The 18584-nt window shown below is 65.9% G+C and carries 12 protein-coding genes and 1 pseudogene; 6 read left to right on the top strand and 7 right to left on the bottom strand.

The annotated features are described in order from the left end of the window. Positions 1-22: 22 nt before the first annotated feature. The gene (locus tag AB1411_05070) at positions 23-1084 is read left to right on the top strand and encodes a helix-turn-helix transcriptional regulator (protein MEW6542966.1); all 1062 of its coding nucleotides are present in this window, start codon (positions 23-25) and stop codon (positions 1082-1084) included. Here AB1411_05070 and AB1411_05065 read toward each other — a convergent pair. Continuing rightward, positions 1071-1814, bottom strand: a complete 744-nt coding sequence (locus tag AB1411_05065; protein MEW6542965.1) for a hypothetical protein — start codon at positions 1812-1814, stop codon at positions 1071-1073. The genes AB1411_05070 and AB1411_05065 overlap by 14 nt on opposite strands. Before the next feature lie 250 nt (positions 1815-2064). On the opposite strand from AB1411_05065, the gene AB1411_05060 reads away from it, so the two are divergent. After that, positions 2065-2826, top strand: coding sequence for an NDP-sugar synthase (locus AB1411_05060; GenBank protein MEW6542964.1), 762 nt, complete (start codon positions 2065-2067; stop codon positions 2824-2826). 23 nt (positions 2827-2849) lie between these two features. On the opposite strand, the gene AB1411_05055 is transcribed toward AB1411_05060, so the two are convergent. From AB1411_05055 to AB1411_05030, 6 genes are all read right to left on the bottom strand, one after another. Beyond that, positions 2850-3638 (bottom strand): hypothetical protein, encoded by a 789-nt coding sequence (locus AB1411_05055; GenBank protein ID MEW6542963.1) that lies wholly within the window; start codon positions 3636-3638, stop codon positions 2850-2852. A 109-nt stretch (positions 3639-3747) separates the two neighbouring features. Then, the gene (locus AB1411_05050) at positions 3748-6294 is read right to left on the bottom strand and encodes a heavy metal translocating P-type ATPase (protein ID MEW6542962.1); all 2547 of its coding nucleotides are present in this window, start codon (positions 6292-6294) and stop codon (positions 3748-3750) included. Between the two features lie 121 nt (positions 6295-6415). After that, complete coding sequence (locus tag AB1411_05045) at positions 6416-7813, bottom strand: sigma-54 dependent transcriptional regulator (GenBank protein ID MEW6542961.1); 1398 nt, start codon at positions 7811-7813, stop codon at positions 6416-6418. 257 nt (positions 7814-8070) lie between these two features. Continuing rightward, complete coding sequence (locus tag AB1411_05040; protein MEW6542960.1) at positions 8071-9396, bottom strand: DUF1015 domain-containing protein; 1326 nt, start codon at positions 9394-9396, stop codon at positions 8071-8073. Positions 9397-9512: 116 nt separating this feature from the next. Further along, the gene (gene amrA, locus AB1411_05035) at positions 9513-10079 is read right to left on the bottom strand and encodes an AmmeMemoRadiSam system protein A (GenBank protein ID MEW6542959.1); all 567 of its coding nucleotides are present in this window, start codon (positions 10077-10079) and stop codon (positions 9513-9515) included. A gap of 98 nt (positions 10080-10177) precedes the next feature. Further along, on the bottom strand, positions 10178-11185 hold the full coding sequence (locus tag AB1411_05030; GenBank protein ID MEW6542958.1) for a polyprenyl synthetase family protein: 1008 nt from the start codon (positions 11183-11185) through the stop codon (positions 10178-10180). A 251-nt stretch (positions 11186-11436) separates the two neighbouring features. Between AB1411_05030 and gltB the strand changes: the two genes are divergently transcribed. The 4 genes and pseudogenes from gltB to AB1411_05010 all read left to right on the top strand — a co-directional run bounded on the left by gltB (position 11437) and on the right by AB1411_05010 (position 18256). After that, positions 11437-15978: a glutamate synthase large subunit gene (gene gltB / locus AB1411_05025; GenBank protein ID MEW6542957.1), complete on the top strand. Its 4542-nt coding sequence runs from the start codon at positions 11437-11439 to the stop codon at positions 15976-15978. 120 nt (positions 15979-16098) lie between these two features. Beyond that, positions 16099-17535, top strand: a complete 1437-nt coding sequence (locus AB1411_05020; GenBank protein ID MEW6542956.1) for a glutamate synthase subunit beta — start codon at positions 16099-16101, stop codon at positions 17533-17535. Then, positions 17532-17759, top strand: a complete 228-nt coding sequence (locus AB1411_05015; protein ID MEW6542955.1) for a hypothetical protein — start codon at positions 17532-17534, stop codon at positions 17757-17759. Before AB1411_05020 ends, AB1411_05015 begins: the two co-directional genes overlap by 4 nt. Then, positions 17729-18256: pseudogene (locus AB1411_05010) on the top strand (nucleotidyltransferase). The gene AB1411_05015 and the pseudogene AB1411_05010 overlap by 31 nt, the downstream one beginning before the upstream one ends. Positions 18257-18584 lie beyond the last annotated feature (328 nt).

Here is an 18584-nt window from a genome sequence, read left to right as displayed (position 1 = left end):
CACCCTTTCATAGAATGCCGGCATGAATTTGGGGGGCCGCCTTCGGCAACTTCGGAAAGGAAAGGAGTTGGGGATAAAGACCTTGGCAAAGAAGGTCAAGGTTGACCATGCCTACCTCTCAAGGATCGAATCAGGACAAGTCCAACCTTCCGAACAAGTCCTTCACAAACTCTCAAAGGCCCTTGACTGTGACGAAGCCGAGCTCATGATCCTTACGGATCGAATACCGCCTGCATGGCGAACCGCGATCAAGAAAAAGCCTCAAAAGTCCGCTCTCTTAATTCAGGAATCGTTAGGCAAATATCGGACGCTCGGCAAGATGGCGCGCTCTCTTTCTGTTGATGGTGACTTGCCGGATGCTACAGATGAAACCGCTCCTGCTGGGCGTCCAAAGCGCAAGTCACCTGACGGTGTTTCGACCAACGATCTTGTTTTTAGTTCGTCCTGCGGAAGCAACGACGAGCTTTTCCCACGGGTTCTCTCCCTCTATGTATCCCCAGGAAGTACGGTAGCGGACGTGACGTACGGAAAGGGCGTTTTCTGGAAGAGGATTCCCAAAGAGTCCTACAAGCTTTTGGCTACCGATATTGAAGAGGGCGTTGACTGTCGCTCATTGCCCTACACGGATAGGTCCATTGACTGTGTCGTCCTTGATCCGCCCTACATGCATACACCCGGGGGCACGGCCCATGTGGGACATCAAAACTACGAGGGCTACTACAAGAACAATGTGGCAAGGAACGGCTCAGGAAGAAAATACCATGAGGCAGTGCTCGATCTGTATTTCGCCGCCGGCGCCGAAGCTCACCGGGTCTTGAGGGACGAAGGTATCTTTATTGTGAAATGTGCCGACGAGGTTTGTGCGAATCAACAACGCCTGACCCATGTAGAGTTAATTAACGAATATACGCGCAAAGGGTTTATCGTTGAGGATCTGTTTGTCCTTCTTCGGAATAACCGTCCTGGGGTCAGCAGAATTCTCAAGCAAATCCACGCCCGTAAGAATCACTCCTACTTTCTCGTTTTCCGCAAGTCAGATGGCAAAACACGATGGATGGGACCGAAGCCACCTACTTCCCGATAGCCAGATCTGCTGCCTCATCGAAGAACTTCGCAAATGGGACCACTGCCATTGGAGGATCACCAGTGGAGAGGTCGGCGTATTTCTGCGGAATGTCAAAGTAGTAAAACCGGTGCATGGGAGCAATAAACCGTTGATAGAGATTCCATTGTTTCGGCACACAGATCTCAATCACCTCGCGCGACTTGTGATCTAGCTTTGTTTCTGTCAAGCAAACTAGGATGCCTCTAAACTTTCCAAAACCATGAACACCATCGAGAACCCTTTGATGGGCAAAAACCTGGATCACTCGCTCCCTGGTCGAGGTCTTTACAGGAACATGGAACTTTGGTCTTCCTGAGCCGAGATCGAAGATGAAATCAGTGGGTAGGGTCCCGGCTTCCTCTTCTAGGCGGAGAACTTCGACCTGCGTGCGTGGATTGACATCAAGGGTTCGCGCAAAGAGGTGCCCAACCAGACACTCGAAAAAAGTTGCCGGAGTTTTTTGATCCCGTGTCTTCAGAAGGTCCGCGGCACAGCAGTAAGACATGGCAACTGTGTAGAGGAGGCGAGCTCTGGTCTGGAAGGGCAGGGTCGCCAATGTGCCTTCAAGGAGATGTTTGAGTTGCTCCCGACAGTTTGGGATGAAGAGTTGCTCGTTTACCGCCCTTGATAGGTGCTTGGTCCCCTTCCCCTTTCTGGCAAAGGAGTAATAGTGCTTGCCATACACTCGCGAGGTTAGGGGAACCTTCACGCACGAGGAAGATAAGAAGTTGAGAGAGGTTTCAGTCAACCGCTTCAAGTTATCGGCCACGGCGACAGACTTTGCATCGCGCCCTGTCTGGTCTTTGAGTGCTTCGTAGTCCTGAGATAGTCTGTCTAGGGTTGAATTCGTGCGCGCGGGCATAGTGAGAACTCCGAGGGGGACGGATTATAGCATCTTCCACGTTTGCTTCCACGAAATTGGCAAGAATGCGAATTCTTAAGGGGTATCGAGCCCTAAAATGAAGGCGATGATTTTGGCGGCGGGGCTCGGCACCCGCCTGAGACCGCTGACCGAGACGATTCCCAAGCCGCTGCTCCCCGTCGCCGGCGTCCCGCTGATCGTCTGGAACCTGCTGCTGCTGCGTCAGCACGGGATCACGGACGTGATCGTCAACCTGCACCATCTGGGGTACCTGATCGAGCAGACGCTGGGAGACGGGTCGAAGTGGGGCATGTCCGTGTCCTACTCGCGCGAGGCGGTGATCCTCGGCACGGGCGGGGGGATCAAGCAGGCCGAGGCCTTTTTCGGCGGCGGCTCTTTCCTCGTGCTCAACGGGGACACCATGATGGAGCTGGACCTGGGCGAGGTCGTGCGGGCCCATCGCGAGCGGGGCGCCCTGGCGACGATGGTCCTCCGGGAAGACCCGGATGCCCGACGCTGGGGGCCGGTGGAGGTGGACCAAGCGGGGCGCGTGTGCTCGATCAACGGCTGGGGGCGGGCGGATGCAGGAGCGGGCGGGCCCCGCTTCACGCACATGTTCGCCGGCGTGCACGTGATGGAGCCGCGGCTGCTCGACGTCGTGCCGTCGGGGCAGGAGTCCTCGATCATCGACGCCTACGTCCGCTCGCTCGCGCTGGGGGAGCTCATCGGGAGCTTCCTCATGCGCGGCTACTGGTCGGACGTCGGAACCCCGGATCGGTACGCTCAGGTTCAGAAGGACGCAGAGGCCGGCCTCATTACGCTCGCGGCCCGCGAGCGCCGGCCCGCCCTCCCCGGATGAGCGGCTCGCCTTCCGCCGCCGACTTATGACGGCAGCTTGGCGGTTTCGGCCTTCTTGAGCGAGGCCAGGAGCCGGGTCTTGCGGAGCGACATGAGGGTGCGCTCGGCTTCAGTCGGGGCCGGCGCCGGCTTGGCCTGTCCTTCCTGCAGGCCGCTCGGCCCGGAGGCCTTCAGGAACTGCTCGACCACGGCGAGCGCTTCTTCGTGGCGGCCGTGCTGTTCCAGGAGATCGGCCAGCCGCAGATAGGCGGGGATCACGAAAGGCAGGTCCCGTTCCTTCTGGGCGTTTTCCACGACGAAGCGATAGTGAGCGATGGCCTGGTCCGGCGCGCTTTCCTCGGAGCGCATCGCGTCCAGGACGCTCACCGAGATCTGGTCCGCGACGATGCCCGTCCGCCGGGCCTGCGCGCCGTCAATCAACTGGGCCAGTTGCTGGGCGGACAGGTGGGCCCGTCCCTGACTGACCTGCAGGTAGGCCAGCACCCGCTCCGCTTCCGGCCAGGCCCCCATCAGCCCGATGAGCAGGCAGCGGCATCCGGCCGGATTCGTGCAGTTCTGGTCCATGGCCCGAAACTTCTTGGCCGCCACGATCGTCGGCAGGAACGCCATGCCGTGGGCCGCCTTGCAGACCTTGCACGCATGGCTGTCGGCGGGCGTGACGTGGACGAACAGGCGGATGCCCGACCGGTCCCAGGAGCTGACGGTCTCGATCCGGCCGGCTTGCACCTGGATCTTGTAGACCTGCCAGACCAGGAGCAGGCCGAGGATCGCGAGGAGGTACGGGACGATGTCGGGAACGGTGAGGTCGAACATGATGGCCGGTCCGTGCGTTGTCCTTCCTCTATCACGGAAGGCCCGAGAAGGAAAGCCAAACGCGGATTTCGAATGGGGCGGGAAGCAACGAGGCCGGTGAGCCGGGCGCTCACGGCAGGCGGAACCGGCGCAGGCGCAACGCGTTCCCCACGACGCTGACGGAGGAGAGGCTCATGGCCGCCGCCGCCCAGATCGGGTTCAGGTAGCCGAGGGCTGCGGCCGGGATCAGCAGCACGTTGTAGATGAAGGCCGCAAACAGGTTCTGCTTGATGTTCCTGGTCGTGGCCCGCGACAGGGCGATGGCGAGGACCACGTTCCGCAGGTCCCCGCGGACCAGGGTCACGTCGGCCGCCTCCATGGCCACGTCCGTGCCGGTCCCGATCGCGATCCCGACGTCGGCCTGCGCGAGGGCCGGGGCGTCGTTGATCCCGTCCCCCACCATCGCGACTACCTTGCCTTGCTCCTGCAGCTTCTTGATCTCCCGCGCCTTCTGCTCGGGCAGGACCTCGGCCAGAACCCAGTCGATCTTCACCTGATCGGCGATCGCCCTGGCGGTGCGGGGATTGTCGCCGGTCAGCATGATGACCTCCAGGCCAAGCCGGTGCAGGGCCTCCACGGCCTCCTGCGCGTGGTCCTTGGGCGTGTCGGCGACCGCCAGGATGCCCGCCAGCTTGGCCTCCGGCTCCCGCACCGCCAGGTACATGGGGGTGAGCCCCGCGTTCGAGAGCTGCTCCGCCGTCTTCGTCGCGTCCTGCCCCGCCTGGATTCCGTCCACTTCCATCAGCCGGAGGTTGCCGAGCGAGACGGTGAGGGCCCCGGAGGGGGCGGCGACCTTGGCCCGGATGCCGTGGCCGGGGATCGCCGCGAACTCGGCTGCGTCCATCACGGGAATTCCCTGCTGGCGGGCGTGGCGGACGATGGCCTCGCCGACCGGGTGCTCCGAGCTGCGCTCGGCCGAGGCGGCCAGGCCGACGAGACGCTCGACGGTCCAGCCGTCCGCCACCGGCACCACGGCGGCCACGGAGGGCTCGCCCTTCGTCAGCGTGCCGGTCTTGTCCAGCACGATCGTCGTGAGCCGGTGGGCCAGCTCGAGCGCGTCCCCGCCTCGGAGCAGGATGCCGAGCTCCGCGCCCCTGCCCAAGCCCACCATGATCGAGGTGGGGGTGGCCAGACCCAGGGCGCAGGGGCAGGCGATGATCAAGACGGCGACGAAGTTGACGAGCGCGTGGGTGAGGGCCGGCGCCGGGCCGAGGACGAGCCAGAGGACGAACGTGAGCCCGGCGACCAGGATCACGGCCGGCACGAAGACCGCGGCGATCCGGTCCACCAGCCTGGCGATCGGCGGCTTGGCGGCCTGGGCTTCCTCGACGATGCGGATGATCTGCGCGAGCGCCGTGTCCCGGCCGACCTTGGTGGCCTCGACCTTCAGGCCGCCGACGCGATTGAGCGTCGCGCCGATCACGAGGTCGCCCGGCTGCTTGTCCACCGGCAGGCTCTCGCCCGTCAGCATGGATTCGTCCACCGCCGACGTTCCCTGGCGGACCAGGCCGTCCACCGGAATCCGCTCGCCCGGACGGACGATGACCAGGTCGCCGACGCGCACCTCCTCGATCGGCACGTCCTGCTCGTGCCCCTCCCGGACGACCCGCGCCTGTCTGGGCTGGAGGCCGGCCAGCTTGCGGATGGCCTCCGAGGCCCGCCCTTTGGCCCTCGCCTCCAGCACGCGGCCGAAGAGGATGAGCGTGACGATGGCGGCGGAGGTGTCGAAGTAGACGGCCGGCACGAGGCCGCCGGCGGCGAAGAGCCCGGGGGCGAGGGTGGCGGCGACGCTGTAGCCGTAGGCCGCGGAGGTTCCGACGGCGATCAGCGTGTTCATGTCGGAGGAGCCGTGCCGGGCCACCGCGAGGGCCCCGCGGTAGAACTGCCAGCCCGCCCAGAACTGCACCGGCGTGGCCAGGAGGAGCTGGAGCCAGAAGGAGGCGGTCCGGGCGACCGGCAAACCCAGGTGCTCCGACATGCCGAGGACCATGATCGGCAGGGTCAGGACCGCCGAGGCCCAGAAGCGGATCGTGAGCGTCCGGTAGGCCTCCCGCGCGCGGGCCTCCTTGGTCGCGGGGGATTCCCGCTCGCTCGCCGAAGGTCCGGCGGGCAGGACCGGCGTGTAGCCCAGGCCGCGGATCGTCTCCTGGATCGCCGCCACGCTCGTCACGTTCGGCAGGTATTCGACCGTCGCCTGCTCGGTCGCGAGGTTCACCGAGGCCTTGACGATTCCCTCCATCCCGCCCAGCCCCTGCTCGATCTTGGCGACGCAGGAGGCGCAAGACATCCCCTCGATCGGAATCGTGAGACGTGAGACGTCAGACGTGAGACGTGAAACGTCTGGGGGCTGGGGCAAGCCCTTCGCCGGTTGCGCGGTCGGGCTTGGAGCAGGACGGGGGCCGCGTGGCTCCGCCCTCTGGATTTTCCCGATCGTGACCATCTGGGGGGCGGGCGCCTGCATGCCGCGAGGGCCATTCTTGAGGATCGCGTCCGGGCCTGCCTCGAAGGTCCGTTTGCAGCCGGGGGCGCAGAAGTAGTAGGTCGTGCCCTTGTAAACCGACGTCGCGGCGGCCTTCTCCTCTTCGACTGTCATTCCGCAAACTGGGTCTATCGCCATTTCTAATCTCCGGCACGAGGCATGGGGCGCGGGGCGAGAGGTAACGGATGGAAGTCGCTTGCATCGAGCCTCTCGCCACGCGCCTGCGCCCGTATCCTACCACGGGAAGGGCCGGGGAGGATCATCCGCGCTGGGGCTGGACCGGGATGTTCTTCTGCTTGATGAGCCGCGCCAGGTACGTCCGTTGGAGCTTGAGTTGCTCGGCCGCCCTGGTCTGGCACCAGTTGGCCCGCTGGAGGGCCCGCAGGATGATGGAACGGCTGTGCTCCTCCATGGACTCGTGGTAGGGGAGGTCCTCATAGCCGGCCGAGCCGCTCGTCTGGGCGGCCTGCAGTCCGTCGGGACCCCAGAGAGCCAGGGACTCGGGGCCGATCTCCTCGTGCTGGCTGAGCACGACGGCTCGGGCGAGCGCATTCTCCAGCTCCCGGATGTTGCCGGGCCAGGCATAACAGGTGATGGCCGCCATGGCCTCCTGCGTCAGCCTTGCCCTGGGCCGCTTGGCGTCCTGCGCGTGCCGCTTGAGGAAGAATTCGGCCAGTTGCGGGATGTCCGCGGGGCGCTCGCGAAGCGGGGGGAGCGTCAGCGTGACGACGTTGAGCCGGAAAAAGAGGTCCTCGCGGAAGCGTCCCTCCTTGACGGCCTGCTTGAGGTCCTTGTTCGTCGCGGCGATGACGCGGATGTTCACCCGGACCGGGCGGGTGCCCCCGACCCGGTGGAACTCGCGGTCCTGGAGGACCCGCAGCAGCTTGGCCTGGAGGGCCGTCGGCATGTCGCCGATTTCGTCCAGGAAGAGGGTCCCCCCGTCCGCCATCTCGATCTTGCCCTTCTGCTGGCGGTCCGCCCCGGTGAAGGCCCCCTTCTCGTGCCCGAAGAGCTCGTTCTCCAGCAGGGTCTCGGTGAGCGCCACGCAGTTGATGACCACGAACGGCATGGCCCGTCTGGGGCTCCAGTGGTGGATGGAGCGGGCGAAGAGCTCTTTGCCGGTGCCGCTCTCCCCCAGCAGCAGCACGCCGGCGTCGGACTGGGCGGCCCGTTTGGCGAGCTCGACGACGGACGCGATCTGGGGGCTCGTCCCGACGATCGTGGCATAGCGGGCGTCCACCTCGGTGCGGAGGTATTCGACCTGGCGGCGCAACGTCTCCCGCTCCAGGGCCTTCTGCATCACGATCGTCAGGTGCTCCGTCTCGACGGGTTTGGTGAGGAAGTCGTAGGCGCCCTCCTTCATCGCCTGGACTGCCTTCGTGATCGTTCCGTGGGCGGTCATGATGATGACGGGGACATCGAACCCTTCGCGCCCGCTCTGCCTGGCCTGGGCGATCCGCTTGAGCACGTCCAGGCCCGAGAGCGCGGGCATCTCCAGGTCCAGCAGCATGAGGCCGGGCTGTTCCCGCTCGATGAGCGTGAGCGCCTGAGTCCCGTCTTCCGCGGTGACCGTGTCGTAGCCGAGCGATTCCAACCGATCCTTCAGGATCGTGACGATGTCCGGGTCATCATCGACGACGAGGATCTTGACTCTCATGGCGGGCACCTCGCATGGCTGGCTCCTGCGAGCCGGTCCGACGGTTGACGCCGAGGCAAGGGACGGGCGGGATGGGGGAGGTCGGGGTGGCGCGATCGAGTGGCATGGCGTGTCCGCTCCGGAGATTCCGTGCAGACCGTGGTCTGCGGCGCGATCAATCGTCCATGACATTCCTGACCAAGCCGGTCAAGGGGCTTGGAAGAGAACAGAAGGACTTGTGCGGCAACGGATGCCGCACTCCGGGTCTCTCTGCCTGGTCAGTCCATGACATTCATGACCAAGCCCGTCAAGGGTTTCGGGAAGAAATAGGTGGACTTGTGCGGCATCCGCTCGCCGGCCGCCGCGACGGCGCGAACCTCGCTCACCTTGGTCGGGTTGAGCAGCAGCGCCGCTTCGGCCGATCCGCGGCGCACCCAGTCCAGGGCCTCGTCGTCGTCCTTGGTGTAGAAGATCGCCTCTTCGTCGGCCTTGGACGGGCACAGGCGGCCCAGGATCGAACTGTGCAGGATCGACACGTCCAGCCGGTCTCGCGCGGAGGGGTTGGCCAAGACCGGCTGATCGGGCCGTAGGCTCAGGACGACGTACCGGGGCACCCCGCGCAACGCCAGGCCGAAGGCGTGGCCTGCGAGGCCCCTGGCGCGCAGCGTCCCGATGAAGCGGCGGCGGGCGTCCGCTTCCGCCTGTTCCTGGAACGGGAACTCCTCGAACGTGAAGGCCCCGCGGAGCTGCACCGCGAGCTCGGCCAGCGGAGGCGGCTGGGTGCGAAGCACCCGGTGGGTGGGCAGGATCGTCAGGCCCGGATCCTCCAGGCTCGAGAAGAGCATGAGCACGCTGTCGTAGGGCCGGAGACCGTTCGACTGACCGGCCCCGGCCTGCCGGCGCCGCAGGTTCCGGTACGCGAGGGCGGTCTCGTAGCGGTGGTGTCCGTCCGCGATGAACAGGGGCTTGGGATGCATGGCCTCCGCGATCTCTCCGAGCACGGTCCGGTCCGTGATCGCCCAGAGGCGGTGGCGGAATCCCGCATCGTCGCGGAAGTCGAGGCGCGGCCGGTCCGTGTCGACGGATTTGTCGAGAAGGCCGAGGATGCCGCCCTCCGGATCGGAAAACAGGGACCAGATCGGGCTGAAGTTGGAGCGGCAGGCCTCCAGGAGGCGCAGCCGGTCCTCCTTGGCCGCGGCCCGCGTGTTCTCGTGCGGATAGACCCGGCCGGTGCCGAAGTCCGCCAGCTCCACCGTGGAGAGGAAACCCTTGAGCACCCTCGTGCCGGCGTCCGGCCCGGCCGCGGGCGGGACATACTCGATCTGGTAGGGGTAGATCGCCGGCTCGCGGTCGCGCCGGAGCACGCCGCCCGCCAGCCAGCTCTGCAGGAGCCCGGCCGCGCGCGTGTACCGGTTGCAGGCGGGCCCGTCGCCCGGCTCGTCCAGCCCCAGCTCGAGCCGGATGACGTTGTGCGGATTCCGCGCGTGCAGCGCCCGCTGCGCCTCCGCGTCGATGACGTCGTAGGGCGGTGCCACGACCTGGGCGATGTCCCCGGACGCGGCGGGATTGTACAGGACTCCCCGGAACGGAATGATATTAGCCATTGCGTACTTTCGTGAAAGGTGAAGAGTGAAACGTGAACGGTGAACCGGAAATGCGGAAACGCATCTCAGGACTTCTGACAGCCGGCCGTTTGCGTCTCACGTCTCACCGTTCACGTTTAACGGTATCTGGTGACTTCGAACCGCAGCAGCTCGATCGGATCGTGCGGGGCGAGCCCGGCCTTGTCCCGGGCGGCCGCCACTTGTTCGGCCACCGAGCCGATCCCTTCGATGTCCGGCAGGAGGACGCTGCGCCGCTCGCCAGACCGGAGGACGATGCCGTACCGCCGGTGGTCCAGCGCGGTCTGGTCCGGCACCGGCTCCGCCGGTCCCAGCACGTCCACGGTGATGCTGAGTTCGTCCAGTTCGAACCGCTCCACCGGCGCGAAGCGGGGATCGCGGGTCGCGGCCCCGATCGCGTTCCGGATGACCTCGCCCGCCAGGGTCTCGTAGAGCGGCTCGGTCGTGCCGATGCACCCGCGGAGCCGCCCCTGCCGCTTCAGGCAGACGAAACAGCCGGCGGGCATGAGGGCGTCGGGCAGGTCCGAGAACAGCGCGGCGGCCGGCTCGATCACCTGTCCGCGCCAGAGGTACGCGGCGATCGCCTCCGCCGCCAGCTTGACCAGCGGATGCGCCGGATGGGACGTGATGGGTGACGGGTGGTGGGTGATGGGGAAGAGACTCATGATACGTGATGCGTGGCGCGTGATGCGTGACGAGTTCGACGGCGCATCGCTGCGCGCCCTTGTTACCTGTCACGGGTCACGTGTCACGGGTTCTTGGGCTAGCGGTCGCGGTTGACCATGTACTCCGCGACGACGCACAAGGCGCGTTTGGACGGGGCATCCTCCTCGAAGGAAGTCAGGTCATGGTTTGCGGCGGCCACGAATTCGCGGGCCCGCTCCATCGCATAGGCGATCGAGCCGTATTCCTGCATGAGCCCGGTGATCCGCAGCAGGTCCGCGTCCGTGAGCGTCCTCGTCTCCATCCGGTCCTTGATCATCTGCCTGTCCTGCTCCGAGCAGTGCTGCAGCAGGTGCAGGAGCGGGAGCGTGGCCTTGCCCTGCCGCAAGTCCTGTCCCAGGGACTTGCCCAGCCGGTCGCCGTCGGCCGCGTAATCGAGCGTGTCGTCGGCGACCTGGAAGGCGATGCCCAGGTGCCGGCCGAACCGGAACAGCGCCGCCTGCTTGTCGGCCGGGGCTTCCGCGATGATCGCGCCGATCCGGCAGGCCGCCGCGATCAGCGACGCGGTCTTGTATTCGACGATGCGCAGGTACTCGGGTTCGGTGACGGCGGGGTTGCCGTTGTAGTAGAGCTGCAGGACCTCGCCCTCCGCCATCTTGCGGCAGGCCTCGGAGAGGACCTCGTTGATGGCCTGGTTCCGGAATCCGACGATGCGGCAGATGGCTTTCGAATAGAGGTAGTCGCCCACCAGGATGCTGACCTGGTTGCCCCAGACCTTGCGGGCCGTCTGCCGGCCCCGGCGCAGGTCCGCGTCGTCCACCACGTCGTCGTGGAGGAGCGTGGCCGTGTGGATGTATTCCACGAGGCTGCCGAGCACCAGGTGGTCGCTGGCGGTGTGGCCGCAGAGGCGGGCGCAGAGGAGGAGCAGGAGGGGGCGGATGCGCTTGCCGCCGCTGCTCAGGATGTGGGCCGCCACCGTGTTGACGAGGGCAACCGACGAATCGAGGTTTCTACGGACCTGGTCCTCGACGCCGTCGAGGTCTCCGCGATAGGCGTCCCACACGTCCGCCATCGTGTGCAGGGTCGAGGTCGCGGGCCCGTGATTCATGCGAGCGAGTCTAGGGCAGGGGTCCGCCTTTGTCAAGCCTCATTCCGGCGCGTTGAAGGCTCGCGCGACGCGGTCCGTTGCCTTGACAGGAGCGCGTGCGATCCTTTATTGTGACACTCCGATTCACGCAAGCGATTGGGGCCGCCGACGGCATCAGACCCAACCTGACGAATCCCTTCGCGGAGGTCGCGCCGGGGGCGCGGTCCCGCCCAGACGGACAGACCTTCAACACGGAACCGGATTCGCCGCCCATGAACATTCCCGGACTCCCTCCGAAACAGGGCCTCTACGATCCGGCCCACGAAAAAGACTCCTGCGGCATCGGCTTCGTGGCCAACATCAAGGGGCACAAGTCCCACGACATCGTCCGCAAGGGGCTGCAAGTCCTGGAGAACCTGTTTCACCGCGGCGCCCAGGGCTGCGATCCCTGCACCGGCGACGGCGCCGGCATCCTGCTCCAGGTGCCGCACGAGTTCCTGAAGCGGGCGGCGGCGGAGGCCCGGATCAAATTGCCGAACGCGGGCGAGTACGGGGTGGGCATGGTGTTCCTGCCCCGGGAGGCCGCCGCGCGCAAGTCGTGCGAGACGCTCTTCGAAAAGGTGATCGCGGAGGAGGGCGCGCGGCTCCTGGGCTGGCGGGACGTGCCGGTCAAGAGCGACGCGATCGGGACCCAGGCGCGGCGGACCGAGCCGGTCATCCGGCAGGTGTTCGTCGCGCGCGACATCCTCAACGAGGCGCAGTTCGAGCGCAAGCTCTACGTGATCCGCAAGCGCGCGGAGCGCGTGATCCGGGAGTCCGCCATCGAGGGGCGCGAGCACTTCTACGTGCCCAGCCTCTCCGGCAACACGATCGTGTACAAGGGCCTGCTGCTCCCGCGCCAGATGGCGGAATACTACCAGGACCTCAAGGACGCCAGCGTGGTCAGCGCGCTCGCGCTGGTCCACTCCCGGTTCAGCACGAACACGTTCCCGACCTGGCCGCTCGCCCATCCCTACCGGTACATCTGCCACAACGGCGAGATCAACACGCTGAAGGGGAACGTGAACTGGATGCGGGCCCGCCAGGGACGGCTGCAGTCCGAGCTGTTCGGCGCCGATCTGCCCAAGCTGTACCCGATCGTCTACGAGCACCAGAGCGACTCGGCCTGCCTGGACAACGCGCTCGAGTATCTCGTGCTGGGCGGCCGCTCGCTCCCGCACGCGATGATGATGCTGATCCCGGAGCCGTGGGTGGGCAACCCGCACATGGACTTGGACCGCCGGGGGTTCTACGAGTACCACGCGGCGATGATGGAGCCCTGGGACGGGCCGGCGGCGGTCTGCTTCACCGACGGCAAGCTGATCGGGGCGACGCTGGACCGCAACGGGCTGCGGCCCTGCCGCTACCAGGTCACGAGCGACGATCTCGTCGTGCTCGCCTCCGAGGCGGGCGTGCTGCCGGCCGAGCCGAAGGAGATCCGGCAGAAGGGGCGCCTGCAGCCGGGCCGCATGTTCCTCGTGGACACGGCGCAGGGCCGCATCATTGACGACGAGGAGATCAAAGCCGACATCGTCGGGCGGAAGCCCTACCGGGCCTGGGTCACCCAGTACCGGGTCTCGCTGGACGAGCTGCCGGAGCCGCTGAACGTGCCCCAGCCGGACCATCCGACGATCCGGCAGCGCCAGCAGGCGTTCGGCTACACGGTCGAAGAGCTCAAGATGGTCGTCACCCCGATGGTCGTGGCCGGCGAGGAGCCGGTCTCCTCGATGGGGACCGACACGCCGCTGGCCGTCCTGTCCGAGCGACCGCAGCTCCTCTTCAAGTACTTCAAGCAGCTCTTCGCGCAGGTGACCAACCCGCCGATCGATCCGATCCGCGAGGAGCTGGTCATGTCGCTCGTGACCAACATCGGGCCCAAGCCGAACCTGATGGTCGAGGCGCCTGAGTCCTGCCGCCGAATCCGGGTGAAGCAGCCGATCCTGTCCAACGCCGACCTGGAGAAGATCCGCGAGATCGCCGACCCGAGCTTCAAGAGCAAGACGCTGACGATGCTCTTCCGGGTGGCCGAGGGTCCGGACGGGCTCGCCGCCGCGGTGGACACCCTCTGCCAGGAGGCCTCCCAGGCGATCAGGGACGGGTACAAGTTCCTCATCCTCAGCGACCGGGGAGTCAACGAGGAGTGGGCGCCGATCCCGAGCCTGCTCGGCATCGCGGCCGTGCACCATCACCTGGTGCGCGAGTGCACGAGGACCGAGGTCGGGCTGATCCTGGAGACCGGCGAGCCGCGCGACGTGCACCACTTCGCCTGCCTGATCGGCTACGGGGCCGGGACGATCAACCCGTACCTCGTGTTCGAGACGCTCGTGGACATGGAACGGGACGGCTACCTGCCGGAGGGGCTGGACGCGGCCACCGCCGAGACCAAGTTCATCAAGGCCATCAACAAGGGGCTGCTCAAGATCTTCTCGAAGATGGGCATCTCCACGGTCCAGTCCTACTGCGGCGCGCAGATCTTCGAGGCGATCGGGCTGAACCGGGAGACGATCGACCGGTACTTCACCGGCACCGCCTCCCGCATCGAGGGGATCGGCCTCCGCGAGATCGGCGAGGAGACCCTGCGCCGGCACCGCCAGGCCTACGCGCCGGCGCCGATCCGGCAGCTCGACTTCGGCGGGGAGATCCACTACCGGGTCCAGGGCGAGCATCACAACTGGAACCCGGAGACGATCTACAAGCTCCAGCATGCGACGAGGACGAACGACCCCAAGACCTACAAGGAGTTCGCGGCGCTCGTGAACGACGAGAGCCGGCGCCGCTCCAACCTGCGCGGGCTCCTGGACTTCAAGTTCGCGCCCGAGCCGATCCCGCTGGAGGAAGTGGAGCCGGCCAAGGAGATCGTCAAGCGCTTCACGACGGGCGCCATGTCCTTCGGCGCGATCAGCAAGGAGGCGCACGAGACCCTGGCGATCGCGATGAACCGCATCGGGGGGAAGAGCAACACGGGCGAGGGCGGCGAGGACCCGGAGCGGTTCGTCCCGCTGCCGAACGGGGATTCGAAGAACTCCTACATCAAGCAGGTCGCCTCGGCCCGGTTCGGCGTGACCTCCCATTACCTGGTCAACGCCAGGGAGCTGCAGATCAAGATGGCCCAGGGGGCCAAGCCCGGCGAGGGCGGGCAGTTGCCCGGCCACAAGGTGGACGAGATCATCGCGCGGCTGCGGTACGCGACGCCGGGGGTGCAGCTCATCTCGCCGCCGCCGCACCACGACATCTATTCGATCGAGGACCTGGCCCAGCTCATCTTCGACCTGAAGAACTCCAACCCGGAGGCGGAGGTCTCGGTCAAGCTGGTGGCGGAAGTCGGGGTCGGGACGGTCGCGGCCGGGGTCTCCAAGGCCCACGCGGACAAGGTCCTGATCAGCGGGGACTCGGGCGGGACCGGGGCCTCGCCGCTCTCCTCCATTAAATATGCCGGCATCCCGTGGGAGCTGGGGCTGGCCGAGACGCACCAGACCCTGGTCCTGAACGACCTGCGGAGGCGCATCCGGGTCGAGACCGACGGGCAGATGAAGACCGGGCGGGACGTGACGGTCGCGGCCCTGCTCGGGGCGGAGGAGTTCGGCTTCTCGACCGCGCCCCTGATCGTCGAGGGCTGCATCATGATGCGCAAGTGCCACCTGAACACCTGTCCGGTCGGGGTGGCCACGCAGGACCCGGTCCTGCGCAAGAAGTTCGCCGGCCAGCCCGAGCACGTGGTCAACTACTTCTTCTTCGTGGCCGAGGAAGTGCGCGAGCTGATGGCCAGGCTGGGCTTCCGCAAGATGGAGGAGATGATCGGCCGGATGGACAAGCTCAAGGCCCAGAAGGCCGTGGACCACTGGAAGGCCAGGGGCCTGGACCTCTCGCCGCTGCTCAAGATGCCGGAGGTCGGCCCGGAGATCGCCACCCACTGCGTCCAGAAGCAGGACCACGGGCTCGCCGGCATCCTGGACAACAAGCTGATCGAGCTTTGCCGGCCGGCCATCGAGCGGAGGGAGAAGGTAACGCTGGAGCTGCCGATCCGGAACGTGAACCGGACGACCGGCACCATGCTCTCCAGCCGCGTCGCGAAGAAGTACGGGCTGGAGGGGCTGCCGGAGGACACGATCACGATCAGGTTCACCGGCTCGGCCGGCCAGTCCTTCGGGGCGTTCGTCTCCAAGGGCATCACGCTGATCCTGGAAGGGGAGTCGAACGACTACCTGGGCAAGGGGCTCTCGGGCGGCAAGATCGTCGTCGTGCCCCCCAAGGGGATCACCTACAACCCGGAGGAGACGATCCTGATCGGAAACACGTCGCTCTACGGAGCCACCGGCGGCGAGTGCTACTTCTACGGGATGGCGGGCGAGCGGTTCGCGGTCCGGAACAGCGGCGTGCGGGCGGTCATCGAGGGCACGGGCGACCACGGCTGCGAGTACATGACCGGCGGGGTCGTCGTCGTGCTGGGCCGGACCGGCCGGAACTTCGCGGCCGGCATGTCGGGCGGCATCGCCTTCGTGCTGAACGAGGACGGAAAGTTCGAGCAGCGCTGCAACCTGGGGATGGTCGAGCTCGAGAAGGTCGCCACCGCCGAGGACAAGCAGACGCTCCGCTCCATGGTCGAGGCCCATCTCAAGCACACGGGCAGCCGCAAGGCCAAGAAGGTCCTGGAGGCCTGGGAGACGATGCTGCCCAAGTTCGTCAAGATCATGCCGATTGATTACAAGCGCGTGCTCGCCGAGCGGAAGGCGGCGGCCGCCAAGCAGCAGGCGCACAAGGAAATGGCGCACACGTGAGACGTAAGACGTGAAACGGGCGTCGTCGTTCGCGAGCAACGGGCGACGCACGACGGTTCTGTTCTGCGTCGCGTCTCTCGCACGTCACCCGTCACCAATCACGCGTCACGGTTTTTGGAAATGGCTGATCCCAAAGGCTTCATGAAATACGCCCGCGAGGGCCCCAAGCGCCGGCCGGTCGAGCTCCGGATCACGGACTGGAAGGAGCTCTACGAGCCGATGCCGGAGGACAAGCTCAAGGCGCAAGGCGCCCGCTGCATGGACTGCGGGGTGCCCTTCTGCCAGAGCACCAACGGCTGTCCGGTGGTGAACCTGATCCCTGAGTGGAACGACCTCGTGCACCGGGGCCGCTGGCAGGACGCGCTCAAGGCCCTCCACACGACGAACAACTTCCCGGAGTTCACCGGGCGCCTCTGTCCCGCTCCCTGCGAGTCGGCCTGCGTGCTGGGCATCAACGAGGACCCGGTCTCGATCCGGGTCATCGAGTGGAACATCATAGACCGAGGCTTCGACGAGGGGTGGGTGCAGCCGGTCCTCCCGACGGTCAAGACCGGCAAGACCGTGGCGGTGGTGGGCTCAGGCCCGGCCGGGCTGGCCGCGGCCCAGCAGCTCGCGCGGGCGGGGCACCAGGTGACGGTCTTCGAGAAGGCGGACCGGATCGGCGGGCTCCTGCGCTACGGCATCCCCGACTTCAAGATGGAGAAGTGGGTCGTGGACCGGCGGCTGGAGCAGATGAAGGCCGAGGGGGTCGAGTTCCGGGCCGGCGTCACCGTCGGCGTGGATGTCGGCGGGGAGGAGCTGCGCCGGCAGTTCGACGCGATCTGCCTGGCCCTGGGGGCCGAGCAGGCGCGCGAGCTGCCCGTGCCGGGCCGGGAGCTGAGGGGCATCCACCTGGCGATGGACTACCTCACCCAGCAGAACAGGCGCAATGCCGGCGACGTGATCACCGACGAGCCGATCACGGCCAAGGGCAAGCGGGTCGTGATCATCGGGGGCGGCGACACGGGCTCGGACTGTCTGGGCACCGCGCACCGGCAGGGCTGCTGCGAAGTGCATCAGTTCGAGTTGTTGCCGGAGCCGCCGCCGCAGCGCGCCGCCTCCACGCCCTGGCCCCTCTGGCCGATGCAGTTGCGCACCTCGCACGCCCACGAGGAGGGCTGCGACCGGCAGTGGAGCGTCTCGACGACCAAGTTCTCCGGCCACAACGGGCATGTCACCAAGCTGCACGCGCACCGGGTCTCCTTCGAGAACGGCAAGTTCGTGCCGGTTCCCGGCACCGAGTTCGAGATGGACGTGGATTTGGTTTTGCTCGCGATGGGCTTCACCGGCCCGGTCAAGCTGGGGCTGCTGGACGGGCTGGGCGTGAAGTACGACACGCGGGGCAACGTGGCCACGGACGGCAACTACATGTCCAGCGTGGACGGGGTCTTCGCGGGCGGCGACGTGCGCCGGGGCGCCTCGCTGATCGTGTGGGCCATTGCCGAAGGACGCAAGATGGCCGCGGCGGTGGACCAGTACCTCCGGTCCGGCACGTCGGCCAAGGCTGCGGTGAAATGACGAAAAAAGAAGCCCGGGAATATGTGAAGCGCGGGTGCTTGGTGAACGAATTCCAGGCCAAGGAATTTCGGCGCACGCCGATTGCGGAAAAGCTCCGTCAGATGGATGCCTGCTATCGTTTGGCGGTCGGGATGGGGCTGATCCCGAAGTTAGCCGCCATGAATCGTCAGCAAGATAAAGAGGCCAGACTCCGGTGGCGTCGCCTCAAAGGTCTCGCGGCGTAAAGCCTGCCTCGCTCACTTCTCTCGTTCCCGCTCTCCGAGCATTCTCCAGTCTTCTTAAAAAGTCGAAAACCGAGGGTATGATCATCGGCGGGGTTGCGGCCAGTCTTCTTGGAGGGCCTCGACTGACCGCAGATATAGACGCCACTGTTCGGCTTGAAGATGCTGCGCTCGATCGCTCCTTGGCGTTTGCGCAGACTCGTGGCTTGAAGCCGAGGATCACCGATCCGATCGCGTTCGCCAAACGCTCCGCCATGATCCTCCTTGAGCATGCGGCTAGCGGTGTGCCTGTGGACGTGGCCCAAGGCCGACTCTCGTTTGAGCAGAAGGCTCTGCGCCGGGCCGTGCGGTGGAAGGTCGGGAGCCTGGTCTTTCGGTTACCCACCCCGGAGGACCTGGTGATCATGAAGGCCGTTTCGCACCGTCTGCAAGATATCGAGGACATCCGCGGGGTCGTATCGGTGAACCCCAAGTTGGATGTTCGCTATATCCGAAAGCAGGTTCGGGACTTCGCCCTACCAAACGTAATCACCGAAAGCGGGCCGAGAAATGACACGCGGGCTCTCCCTCATCGTCTGGGCCATTGCCGAAGGACGCAAGATGGCCGCGGTGGTGGATCAGTACCTCCGGTCCGGCAAGTCGGCCAAAACCGCGTCGTAAGACCAGGCCCGCTCACCTCCCTTGTCCTTTCCGCTGAATGTGCGGCTGTTCACGTACCTTCCGAAGTCCATCAAAACTGACGCGGCTGACGAACGGCGGGCAGTCGGGTACCCGTTGCTCTTCGATTGCAATGGGTGATGCGGTCATGATGCGTTGAGCAGCCACGGC

The organism is Nitrospirota bacterium (genome assembly GCA_040757595.1).
Lineage (GTDB): Bacteria > Nitrospirota > Nitrospiria > Nitrospirales > Nitrospiraceae > JBFLWP01.
Note: the sequence above shows the minus strand (reverse complement) of the source record. Positions and strands in the feature narration are given on the sequence as shown.